Source organism: Staphylococcus arlettae (assembly GCF_025560845.1).
Lineage (GTDB): Bacteria > Bacillota > Bacilli > Staphylococcales > Staphylococcaceae > Staphylococcus > Staphylococcus arlettae.
This window is the reverse complement of the sequence record NZ_CP094803.1, coordinates 1,980,959-1,992,990: the sequence shown is the minus strand read 5'-3', so window position 1 is coordinate 1,992,990 and position 12,032 is coordinate 1,980,959. Positions and strand designations below refer to the sequence as shown.

The following is a 12,032-nucleotide window of genomic DNA, read 5'->3' as shown; positions in this document are numbered from 1 at the left end:
TCGCTTAACTATTGTTATAATTTTTTATCGTGTAATGTTTCGTTAAAATCGTCTTGTTGTGTTCTATTAGAAGAAGGTGTGTTTAAATTATATGCTGCTTTCATAATTAAATGACTGGCTAAAGGCCCCGTAATAAATACAAATATGATCCCTATAATGATTTGCATATTGATTATACCTTTCTCACCTATAAAGAAAAGGAATACACCAAATAATAGTAACATAGAACCAAGTGTTGTTGCTTTACCAGCGGCATGGGCACGAGAATAAACATCGTCTAATCTTAACAACCCAATAGCTGCAAAAGCACTGATTAATGCACCTAAGATAACCAATATAAGAGAAATACTAATGATGATCGTTGTTATCATGTTCAATCACCTTACCTTTGTCCATATATTTAGCAAACACTGCAGTGCCTAGAAAGGCAAGTATACCTATTAATAAAATAGCTACAATCATATATGTTGTACCTAGAAAGATACTAAATAATGCTACAATTGCCATTAATTGAATTCCCATAGCATCTAAGGCTACGACACGGTCAGCAAGAGATGGACCAAGGATGACACGAACTAACATTGCCAACATAGATAATGATACTATTACTAATGCGATAATTATAATGATTGAGTAGTTCATTGTGTATCACCAACCTCTCTTACAACTTTTTCAAGTGACGATTTAATGCTCGCAATTTCTTCGTCTTTTGTACTGAAGTCAATACAATGTATATATATCTTCGTACGATCATCACTAATACCTAACACTACAGTTCCTGGAGTTAAAGTAATTAATGTTGATAATAATACGAGTTGCCAATCTGTTGTTAATTCGGTGTCATAAGTAAAAAATGCTGGCTCATTTTTAATTGTAGGTTGTAATACAATACGTATTACATCGATATTAGCTTTTATGAGCTCGATTAAAAATACCGCTATTAATTTAAGTACTTTGTACACTGTAACCATATAAAATCTACCAGGGAATAACCCGCGTAATGTAAGTACCAACAATAGACCGAAAATGTAACCTAAAATAAAATTATTTAATGAGTAACTACCTGTGACAAAAACCCATAAGATACTTAATAATAAGTTAATTAAAATTTGAATCGCCATCTTATTTACCTCCTAGTACACTGTCTACATATCCACTAGGGTTATAGAAAGTAGAGGCAGCATCTTTAATAATAGGTTGTAAAAAGTCCGCTGATAAACCGAAAATTACTGTAATTACAACTGCAATAATCGCTACTATTAATGGGCCGCGGTGTTGTAATTTAGGCTTTGGAGTATACCCAGTCGCATCACCAAAGAAGCCTTGTAAAAATATGCGAATAACCGAATATAGTACGACTAAACTAGACAGTAATACGACAATACCAGTGAGATAGAACCCTTTTTCGAATGTAGCTTGGACAATGTAGTACTTGCCATAGAAGCCACTGAAAGGGGGGATACCCGCTAAACTCAAGGCCGCTATAAAGAATGTCCATCCTAGTACTGGATAGTGTTTAATTAAGCCACTAAAATTGCGCAAATCATATGATTTAGTAATTTGATAAATTACGCCAACTAAAAAGAATAAAGCGGCCTTGATTAACATATCGTGTAAGGTATAGTAAATTGCACCCATCATTCCTGCTTGGTTCATCATGGCTACACCAATCAAAATAACGCCAACAGCTATCATAATATTGTAGATAATAATTTTTTTGATGTCGAAATAGCTCACTGCTCCGACACAACCAAAAATAATAGTTAGTAGCGCTAAAAAGATGATTAAATAATATGTTAAGTCTGATGTGTCAGGGAAGAATAGACTAGTAGTTCTAGCTAATGAATAGATCCCAACTTTTGTTAATAAGGCTCCGAAAAAGGCGATAATCGCTACTGGTGGTGCATAATAAGCGCCTGGTAACCATACATACATAGGGAAAATCCCAGCTTTTGTTCCAAAAACAAAAATAAAGACAATAAATACTATAGTCACTACGCCACTTTCTTGTGGTGATAGTTGGTTCAGCTTTTGACTAATATCAGCTAAGTTTAATGTACCGACAACGGAATACAGCATACCAACTGCAATAACAAAAAACGCTGATGAAGTCACATTCACTAGGACATATTTAATTGTTTCGCTTAATTGCACTTCAGTACCACCGATAACAAGTAAAATATAAGAAGCCATTAAAAATACTTCAAAGAATACAAACAGGTTGAAAATATCTCCTGTCATAAAGGCACCATTGACACCTATAAGCATAAACATTACAGCAAAATAGTAATAATAGGTTTCACGTTCTATACCAACTGTTTGATAAGAATATAAAATTATCAGTAGGGTAATGAGTACACTCGTTGTAATTAATAAGCCACTAAATAAGTCTAAAACAAAAACTATACTATATGGCGCTTTCCACGAACCTAATTCTAAAACAATAGGACCATGTTTCGCCACATTAAATAGATTAATGATACTAAAAATAAATGTAATCATAGTACCTGTTAATGCTACATAACGCTTAATAATAGGGCGTTTACCTAGAAAAATCAAAATGATAACGGTCAATAATGGAATGATTAACGTAGATACTAATAAATTACTTTCTATCATCATCAAGCACTCCTCTCATACTTTCTACATTATCAGTACCTAGTTCTTTATAACTTCTAAAAGCAAGAACTAAAAAGAATGATGTTACTGAAAATGAAATAACAATAGCAGTTAGGATTAATGCTTGAGGGATAGGGTCAACGTATTGTGAAATACCTTTTTCATAAATAGGTACTTCTCCACCTTTTAAACCACCCATTGTTAGTATAAATAAGTTTGCTGTATGTGTTTGCAAAGTAGTCCCAATAATGATACGTATTAAACTTTTAGAGAGGATTAAATAAACGCTCATTGTAGTGAGAAAACCACAAACAATTATCATAACTATTTCCATTAGTCGCTCTCTCCAATCGTTAAAATAATAGTCATTACTGTACCGACTACTGCAAACATGACACCTAAGTCAAAAAATGTTGCAGTATGCATTTCCATTGGTTTTAAAATACCTAATGGAATTTCAAAAGGTGTATGTGTAAAGAAGTTCTTGTGGTAAAACCAGCTTGCTATAGGCGTTGCACCACAGAAAAACAAACCAATGCCAATTAATATTTTAAAGTCCCAAGGAAAGATTTTGCGCATTGTTTTGATGTCAAATGCTACAGTGATAATTACAAGCGCGCTTGACATCAATAAACCTCCAACGAAACCGCCACCAGGTGTATAGTGACCTGCAAGGAAAAGTGATAACCCAAACATAACGATTAAGAAGAAGATTAGAATAGCAGTGTACTGAAAAATCAGATTATTGTGTTGTCTATTCATAGTCAGATCCTCCTTCGTTATTTGTTTTACGATTTGAACGTAATTTAATCATAGTATATACACCTAGTCCTGCAATTCCAAGTACTGCAGATTCGAATAAGGTATCGGTACCACGGAAGTCAACCAAAATCACATTAACCATGTTAGTACCATGGGCTAAATCATACACATGCTCTTTATAATATGCTGCAATAGATCCAAAGTGACGGTTGCCATAAGCAATTAATCCGATAATTGTAACTACTAATCCAGCTGCGATAGCAATTAACATATTACTCCACTTAAAGTTACGAGTTTCATTATGTCGATTTAAATTCGGCAAATGATAGAAACAAAGTAAAAATAACGCTGTTGATATAGTTTCGACGACAAATTGTGTTAATGCTAAATCTGGTGCACCGAAGAAGATAAAGAATACAGCAACGGCGTAGCCAACAGCACTGGCCATTATAATACTAAATAGTCGTGAACGAGCGCAGACAATCATTATAGATGACAACAAGATGATCACTACAATAATTAACTCAAAAGGTCGAATATTACTGACATTGTTAAACTCTATGTTAAATGGCGTTAATGATGTGGCGATAATGGCCAAAATAATGAATGATGCGAATATAATAACTAAATTATTGCGAGTAAAACCCGTTACGTATGAGTCAGTAAACTTACTTGAAACGTAAGATGAATATTTACCTGTTGTGTCATACCAGTAGTTTAATTGCAGTTTATGTGGTTGCATACGCAACAAACGTACCCAGTAATTAAACGTTAAAATGAGTAAAATACCTATAACATAAATCAACAGTGTTGCAAAAAATGCTGGTGTAAAGCCATGGAATAAATGGAATGATGATGGCTTACTTTCAGCTTGACTTATGGCTGCTGTGGCTGGATCAATTAACGTACTCGTTAATATGGCAGGGAACAAGCCAAAGACAATTACTAATAGTGCTAAGATTGTTGGTGCTATTAACATAAGTTTTGAAGCTTCATGCGCTGATTTAGGTAATGCCTGAGGTCGATATGAACCTAAGAAAATTTGGCCGATAAAACGCACAGCATAAACAAAAGTGAAAATACTACCTATAATAGCAACAATCGGTATTAAAATACCAAAAGTATCTAAACTCAATATATCTGCGTGAGTTACTTCAATCATACTTTCTAAAAATGACTCTTTTGAAAGGAAGCCATTAAATGGTGGTATACCTGCCATACTTAATGAAGTGATAATCGTTAAAGTAAAGGAAATAGGCATAACTGTCATTAAGCCACCTAACTTTTTGACATCACGTGTACCAGTAGCATGGTCTATCGCACCTGTTATCATAAATAATGCGCCTTTAAACGTTGCATGATTAATTAAATGAAAAATAGCTGCGGTAAATGCTGCAATATAAAGTTGACTTTCTGAACCTGCAAAGTGATAACTTACAGCACCGATGCCTAGCATAGACATAATCATACCTAATTGGGACACAGTAGAAAATGCGAGTATACCTTTAAGGTCTTGTTGTTTTGTTGCATTTAATGAAGCCCAAATTAACGTGATAAGCCCAACAATGGTAACAGTCCACACCCAACCTTGAGAAACAGCATAGATAGGTGTCATACGGGCAACTAAGTATAAGCCAGCTTTAACCATTGTTGCCGAATGTAGATAAGCACTAACGGGTGTAGGTGCTTCCATGGCATCTGGTAACCAGATATAAAATGGAAATTGTGCTGATTTAGTCATAGCGCCAATTAACACCAAGACCATTGAAAGGATAAAGAATGTACTAGTTTGGATATCTCCAACGTGATCAATCATTGTACGAATACTTGTAGTATTAGCTGAAATCGAAAGTAAAATCAGCCCACCTAATAAGGAGAGACCACCAAATACAGTAACTAGCATAGATTTTTGGGCACCATAAATGGATCTTTGATTAGTACGCCAAAATGAAATTAATAAAAAGCTTGAAAATGATGTTAGTTCCCAAAATAAATATAGAACAATGATGTTATCTGATAACACCACGCCTAACATTGCACCCATGAATAATAATAAATAACAATAAAAATTCCCTAGTTGTTCTTTTCGACTTAAATAACTGATTGAATATAAGACAATTAAACTCCCAATTCCAGTTATGAGTAAACTAAATAATAAACCTAAACCATCTATGTATAAGTCAAAATTCATGCCAAATTTTGGCATCCAGTTTACTTCTTGCATAACGGTATTACCTGACATCGTTGTCTTAATATATGATAAGAAATAAATAAATAAGACAATAGGAAGCGGTAAGACAAACCAACCTAAATGAATCCGTTTATACAGTCGATATATACAAGGAATAATGAGCGCAAATATAAGCGGTAATAATACCATTAGGTGTAACCAACTCATTATGTTGTCCCCCTTTAAAATGAAATATGGTTTCATTATACATGATTCATACAGTTCTGAAAAACCTCTACAAGTGTATAACTAGTGGTTTTTTACTGTATTATTAAATAAGAAGAAACGCGTCATTTTTTAGGTGAAATTTTTTTTATACTGCACAGAATAATCTTCTTTTAACTGTTGTAAATTAGTAAGTGATTTTTGTGCATGTTCAGTATCTTCTTTTTGTAACTTCTTTTCCAAAGTACTAAGTGCTTGTTGTAAAGATTCAGTATAGGGAAGTTCTGTGACATCGAATGGTCGCAGTTGTGACTTGGTAGTATAGCGTTTTTCATATTGACTCAAAGCTTTACGTTCATGGAAAAACACATCTTCTACGGCAGTAGGATTATGTAAATCTCCTTGCTTAGGGTGTTTGATGACTTGTTCTACTTTGACTAAAATACCTTGGGCATTTTCTTCTACAATAGAAACACCATAGACACCAGTTTTATGAGCAAATCTATATAACATGATTAATACATCCTTTCTTTTATGTTAAAATACTATTATCATCTTAACATGAAATGGAGAATGAAAATGACGAACTATCCTCAATTAGATACAGAAGTAAAAGATAATGAAATAAAACTTGTAATGCATACAAATAAAGGAGATATGACATTTAAGTTATTACCAGATGTTGCACCTAAAACAGTAGAAAATTTTGTAACACATGCTAAAAATGGTTATTACAATGGTATTTCTTTCCACCGTGTAATTAATGATTTTATGGTACAAGGTGGCGACCCAACTGCAACAGGTATGGGTGGCGAAAGTATTTACGGCGCACCATTTGCAGACGAATTTTCATTAGAAGCATTTAATATTTATGGTGCATTATCAATGGCCAATTCAGGACCTAATACAAACGGCTCACAATTTTTCATTGTACAAATGAAAGAAGTACCGGAATCAATGATTAACCAACTTGCAGATGGTGGATGGCCACAACCAATAGTTGAAGCTTACCGTACACAAGGTGGTACACCATGGTTAGACCAAAAACATACAGTATTCGGCCAACTTATTGAAGGTCAAAGCGTGCTAGAAGATATTGCAAGTACGAAAGTAGGTCCACAAGATAAGCCTTTACATGACATCACTATTGATTCAATTGATGTAGAGGATAAATAAAAGTAAGATCGAAATAAATGGATGAGCTTGTTACATTCTATTATGTGAGATGCGGAAGTTTATTACATGATAGTATTGTGCATTAATAGAAAATACAATGTGAAAGAACCATGTTCAGAACAAAATCTGAACATGGCTCTTTTTATTATAAGGGTTTAATTGTTTTGATGACTATTATATCAACAATTTATAGTAATTTTTCTATCGTAATATTAGTCTAGTTTAGTAATTTATGCTATTATATTATTGTTAAGTAAAACGAAATAAGGGGTTCTCACGTTGAATAATCACTACAAAGTAGGTCAACATCTTAAAGTACGTGTGACTGGTATTCAGCCTTATGGCGCATTTGTTGAAACCCCAGATAATACTGAAGGTCTGATTCATATTTCTGAAATTATGGATGATTACGTCCATAATTTAAAAAAGTTTTTATCCGAAGGACAAGTTGTCCGGGCAAAAGTTATTTCCATCGATAAAGAAGGTAAGCTTAATTTGTCATTAAAAGATAATGATTATTTTAAAAATTATGAACGTAAGAAAGAAAAGCAATCAGTATTGGATGAAATTAAAGAAACCGAAAAATACGGGTTTCAAACAATTAAAGAACGTATGCCAGGTTGGATTAAACAGTCCAAAGACACTATGAAGCAAGAGTAATACTCTTGTACTACTAACATTTCTGCATGAAATGTTAGTTTTTTGATTTTATTTTATATATAAACATGTATGCGCAAGCATATTATTATGTGAAGTGAATTTTTTACGGTAAAATGAACAAGCATTAAAATAGTGCAAGCATAATAACAATGTTATAGTGTTGAAATCATTAATTAGGAGGAAGTAAGTAATGAATGAAAAATTTGCAACTTTATTTGAAACAGTAGAGTTACCTAATAAAGTACAATTAAAAAATAAATTTGTGTTAGCTCCATTAACACACGTAACATCGCATGATGATGGGACGGTATCCGAAGACGAAATAAACTATATGGAACAACGTTCACAAGATGTTGGTTTGTCAATATCTGCAGCGAGTAATGTTACAGATTTAGGTAAAGCATTTCCAGGTCAACCGTCAGTAGCACACGATACTGATATAGAAGGTTTAAAAAAATTAGCTAACGTGATGAAAAAGAATGGCGCTAAAGCCGTAGTACAAATTCATCATGGTGGAGCGCAATCATTACCAAACTGGACACCAAATGGAGACGTGGCTGCACCAAGTCCAATTAGTATGAAAAGTTTTGGTGAGACAGAAGAACACCATGCACGTGAAATTACACATGACGAAATTTTAGAAACGATAAAAGCATTCGGCGAAGCTACACGTAGAGTAATAGAAGCAGGCTTCGATGGTGTTGAAATTCACGGTGCGAACCATTATTTAATTCATCAATTTGTCTCTCCATATTATAACCGTCGTACAGATGAATGGGGCACGGATAAATTCAAATTTGCTCGCGAAGTCGTTGATGAAGTGGTTAATGTTAAAAAACAATATGCCGATGACTCATTTATTATTGGTTATAGATTTTCTCCAGAAGAAGCAGAATCTCCAGGAATTAGTATGGAAATCACTGAATCATTAGTTAAAACTTTAGTTGAAAAACCATTAGACTATTTACATGTATCTTTAATGGATGTGCACTCTAAAACTAGAGAAGGCAAATATGCGGAAGAAACACGTATAGAATTATTACATCGATGGATTGATGGCCGTATGCCATTAATTGGTATAGGTTCTATATTTACTGCTGAACAAGCATTAGAAGCAATTAACACTAAACAAATCGAACTATTGGCATTAGGTAGAGGAATATTATTGGATTATCAATTTGTTAGTAAAATTGAAGAAGGTAAAGAAGATGAAATCATTTCATACTTTGATCCAAATAGAGAAGATAAACACCATTTACCACCAAAATTATGGGAACAATTCAACCAAGGCTTTTACCCATTACCAAGAAAAGATGGTAAATAGCATTACTACAATAACTATATAGAACATTAATGATGTATGATTATATTATCGGAAGCGACTTTCAATATGAAGGTCATTCGATAAAATTCATGCATTGTTAATGTTCTTTTTTATTTGTCGACAATATCCCATTTTAAAATAGTAAATAATCATATATAAAACATAAAAATATATCTTGAAAAGCAAAGATAGATAAAACTTAGTTAGATTGTTTTGCCTTTTAAAGACGATTAACTAGCGTCATAACCGGATCAATACATATTTTGTAGTGCACTGTTTTATCCTAAAAAGAGTATTTTAGGGATTTTTTAGGAAAATAGTTTCAGTAACACGGTAAATACGTTATGCTAATGTTATGAATTATCGAGGCAATATTGCCATAAATTTTTTAAAGGGGAGATATCATGACAAAATCAGAAGAAATCATTGAGCTTACAAATCATTACGGAGCGCACAATTATGTTCCTCTACCAATTGTAATCTCTGAGGCTGAAGGGGTATGGGTAACAGACCCAGAAGGTAACAAATATATGGATATGTTAGCTGCATATTCAGCAGTTAACCAAGGTCACCGTCATCCTAAAGTCATCCAAGCATTAAAAGATCAAGCAGATAAAGTTACGCTTGTATCACGTGCTTTTCATAGTGATAACTTAGGAGCATGGTATGAAAAAATTTGTAAATTAGCAGGTAAAGATAAAGCATTACCAATGAATACAGGAGCTGAAGCAGTAGAAACGGCATTAAAAGCTGCAAGACGTTGGGCATATGATGTGAAAAAAATAGAGCCTGATCAAGCAGAAATCATTGCTTTTAATGGTAATTTCCATGGCCGTACAATGGCACCTGTATCTTTATCATCAGAAGCAGAATATCAACGTGGATATGGCCCATTATTAGATGGTTTCCGTAAAATTGATTTTGGAGATATCGAAGCTGTAAAAGCAGCAATCAATGATAATACTGCAGCAATCTTAATTGAACCTATCCAAGGTGAAGCGGGAATAAATGTACCGCCAGAAGGATACTTAAAAGAAATTAGAGAGTTATGTGACGAACATAATGTATTATTTATAGCTGATGAAATTCAAGCAGGTTTAGGACGCTCAGGTAAAATGTTTGCAACAGACTGGGATAATGTTAAGCCAGACGTTTATATTTTAGGAAAAGCTTTAGGCGGAGGCGTTTTCCCAATTTCAGTTGTGCTAGCAGATGAAGAAGTTTTAGGCGTATTTACACCAGGTTCACACGGTTCAACATTTGGTGGTAACCCATTAGCTTGTGCAGCTTCATTAGCAGCATTAGATGTAATTGTCGATGAAGATTTACCAGGTCGCTCATTAGAGCTAGGGGAATACTTTAAAGCGGAATTACAAAAGATTGAACACCCAGCGATTAAAGAAGTTAGAGGTCGTGGTTTATTTATTGGCATTGAATTACATGAAAATGCCAGACCTTATTGTGAAGCATTAAAAGAGCAAGGCATTTTATGTAAAGAAACACATGATACTGTAATTAGATTTGCACCACCATTAGTCATCACAAAAGAAGAATTAGACCTAGCATTAGACAAAGTGAAAAACGTTTTTGAATAATAAAAAAATTTGATATATAACTTTTTTTAATCCCTTTAAAAAGGCAAAAGTTATGTTACAATTAGCAATGAAAGCGAAATCATTAGTTACGAAAAAGAGGCGAAATGAATCATGACTGAGAATAATAATTTGGTGACTTCTACGCAAGGTATTATTAAAGAGGCTTTAAACAAATTGGGATTTGATGATGGTATGTATGATTTAGTCAAAGAACCACTTAGATTCCTACAAGTACGAATTCCAGTACGAATGGATGATGGGACTGTTAAAACATTTACTGGTTATCGTGCACAACATAATGACGCAGTTGGTCCAACAAAAGGTGGCGTAAGATTCCACCCTGATGTGGATGAAGAAGAAGTTAAAGCGTTATCTATGTGGATGACACTAAAATGTGGCATTGTTGATTTACCTTATGGTGGAGGTAAAGGTGGAATCATATGTGACCCACGTCAAATGAGTATCCATGAAGTAGAGAGATTATCACGTGGTTATGTACGCGCAATTTCACAATTCGTTGGTCCAACAAAAGATATACCAGCGCCAGATGTGTTTACAAACTCACAAATTATGGCTTGGATGATGGACGAGTATAGCTCACTTGATAAATTTAATTCACCAGGTTTTATTACAGGTAAACCAATTGTACTTGGTGGTTCACAAGGACGCGATCGTTCTACAGCTTTAGGTGTTGTTATTGCAATTGAACAAGCAGCCAAAAGAAGAGGCATGGATGTTAAAGGTGCACGAGTTGTTATACAAGGATTTGGTAATGCTGGTAGTTTCTTAGCTAAATTCTTATATGACTTAGGTGCTAAAATTGTAGGTATTTCCGATGCTTATGGTGCATTACATGATCCAGAAGGTTTAGATATTGATTATTTATTAGATAGAAGAGACAGTTTTGGTACTGTGACAAATTTATTCGAAGATACAATTTCTAATAAAGAGTTATTTGAAATTGATTGTGATATCTTAGTTCCTGCAGCAATTGCTAATCAAATTACAGGCGATAATGCAAATGATATTAAAGCTGATGTAGTTGTTGAAGCAGCTAACGGACCTACAACACCAGAAGGTACTAAGATTTTAACTGAACGCGGTATTTTACTTGTACCTGACGTACTAGCGAGTGCGGGTGGCGTAACAGTTTCATACTTTGAATGGGTACAAAATAACCAAGGTTATTATTGGCCAGAAGACGAAGTTAATGAAAAATTACGTGAAAAATTAATTACAGCATTTGATACGATTTATGAGTTATCACAAAATCGTAAAATTGATATGCGCTTAGCAGCGTACATTGTCGGACTTAAGCGTACAGCAGAAGCGGCACGTTATCGTGGATGGGCTTAAGCCTTATACTTATAAATAATTAAGAGGGTAGAACAAAATATGTTCTACCCTCTCAGACTGTCGACAAAGTCTCCGACTTTGTTGGCAGTTTTTTTATGCACGCTTTCCGCGGGCACTGCCTTAGCCTGTAGTCTTCGGCTAGTGA

General features: G+C 34.2%; 13 protein-coding genes. 5 read left to right on the top strand and 8 right to left on the bottom strand.

What is annotated here, in order from left to right; translation table 11 throughout:
- Nucleotides 1–14 precede the first annotated feature (14 nt).
- The 8 genes from MUA37_RS09705 to kapB all read right to left on the bottom strand — a co-directional run bounded on the left by MUA37_RS09705 (nucleotide 15) and on the right by kapB (nucleotide 6,292).
- A complete protein-coding gene (locus MUA37_RS09705; RefSeq protein WP_021458889.1) occupies nucleotides 15–371 on the bottom strand; it encodes a Na+/H+ antiporter subunit G1 in 357 nt (118 codons plus the stop codon).
- A complete protein-coding gene (mnhF1, locus tag MUA37_RS09700; protein ID WP_021458888.1) occupies nucleotides 349–642 on the bottom strand; it encodes a Na+/H+ antiporter Mnh1 subunit F in 294 nt (97 codons plus the stop codon). Before mnhF1 ends, MUA37_RS09705 begins: the two co-directional genes overlap by 23 nt.
- Complete coding sequence (locus MUA37_RS09695; protein ID WP_262624561.1) at nucleotides 639–1,121, bottom strand: Na+/H+ antiporter subunit E; 483 nt, start codon at nucleotides 1,119–1,121, stop codon at nucleotides 639–641. Before MUA37_RS09695 ends, mnhF1 begins: the two co-directional genes overlap by 4 nt.
- Nucleotide 1,122: 1 nt before the next feature.
- The gene (locus MUA37_RS09690) at nucleotides 1,123–2,619 is read right to left on the bottom strand and encodes a Na+/H+ antiporter subunit D (protein ID WP_262624560.1); all 1,497 of its coding nucleotides are present in this window, start codon (nucleotides 2,617–2,619) and stop codon (nucleotides 1,123–1,125) included.
- Complete coding sequence (gene mnhC1 / locus MUA37_RS09685; protein ID WP_002509351.1) at nucleotides 2,606–2,953, bottom strand: Na+/H+ antiporter Mnh1 subunit C; 348 nt, start codon at nucleotides 2,951–2,953, stop codon at nucleotides 2,606–2,608. Before mnhC1 ends, MUA37_RS09690 begins: the two co-directional genes overlap by 14 nt.
- A complete protein-coding gene (locus MUA37_RS09680; protein ID WP_262624559.1) occupies nucleotides 2,953–3,381 on the bottom strand; it encodes a Na(+)/H(+) antiporter subunit B in 429 nt (142 codons plus the stop codon). Before MUA37_RS09680 ends, mnhC1 begins: the two co-directional genes overlap by 1 nt.
- Nucleotides 3,374–5,779 carry a Na+/H+ antiporter subunit A gene (locus MUA37_RS09675; protein ID WP_262624558.1) on the bottom strand — a complete coding sequence of 802 codons (2,406 nt, stop codon included), beginning with the start codon at nucleotides 5,777–5,779 and terminating at the stop codon, nucleotides 3,374–3,376. The genes MUA37_RS09680 and MUA37_RS09675 overlap by 8 nt, the downstream gene beginning before the upstream one ends.
- A gap of 129 nt (nucleotides 5,780–5,908) precedes the next feature.
- The gene (gene kapB / locus MUA37_RS09670) at nucleotides 5,909–6,292 is read right to left on the bottom strand and encodes a sporulation phosphorelay system protein KapB (RefSeq protein ID WP_261353896.1); all 384 of its coding nucleotides are present in this window, start codon (nucleotides 6,290–6,292) and stop codon (nucleotides 5,909–5,911) included.
- Between the two features lie 63 nt (nucleotides 6,293–6,355).
- On the opposite strand from kapB, the gene MUA37_RS09665 reads away from it, so the two are divergent.
- The 5 genes from MUA37_RS09665 to MUA37_RS09645 all read left to right on the top strand — a co-directional run bounded on the left by MUA37_RS09665 (nucleotide 6,356) and on the right by MUA37_RS09645 (nucleotide 11,887).
- Nucleotides 6,356–6,952 carry a peptidylprolyl isomerase gene (locus MUA37_RS09665; protein WP_002509347.1) on the top strand — a complete coding sequence of 199 codons (597 nt, stop codon included), beginning with the start codon at nucleotides 6,356–6,358 and terminating at the stop codon, nucleotides 6,950–6,952.
- Nucleotides 6,953–7,231: 279 nt separating this feature from the next.
- Nucleotides 7,232–7,612 (top strand): S1 domain-containing post-transcriptional regulator Ygs, encoded by a 381-nt coding sequence (gene ygs, locus MUA37_RS09660; RefSeq protein ID WP_002509346.1) that lies wholly within the window; start codon nucleotides 7,232–7,234, stop codon nucleotides 7,610–7,612.
- 190 nt (nucleotides 7,613–7,802) lie between these two features.
- Nucleotides 7,803–8,936 carry an NADH-dependent flavin oxidoreductase gene (locus tag MUA37_RS09655; RefSeq protein ID WP_002509345.1) on the top strand — a complete coding sequence of 378 codons (1,134 nt, stop codon included), beginning with the start codon at nucleotides 7,803–7,805 and terminating at the stop codon, nucleotides 8,934–8,936.
- A 404-nt stretch (nucleotides 8,937–9,340) separates the two neighbouring features.
- Nucleotides 9,341–10,531 (top strand): ornithine--oxo-acid transaminase, encoded by a 1,191-nt coding sequence (locus MUA37_RS09650; RefSeq protein ID WP_193325293.1) that lies wholly within the window; start codon nucleotides 9,341–9,343, stop codon nucleotides 10,529–10,531.
- Nucleotides 10,532–10,642: 111 nt separating this feature from the next.
- Complete coding sequence (locus MUA37_RS09645; RefSeq protein ID WP_002509343.1) at nucleotides 10,643–11,887, top strand: Glu/Leu/Phe/Val family dehydrogenase; 1,245 nt, start codon at nucleotides 10,643–10,645, stop codon at nucleotides 11,885–11,887.
- The last annotated feature ends 145 nt before the right edge of the window (nucleotides 11,888–12,032 follow it).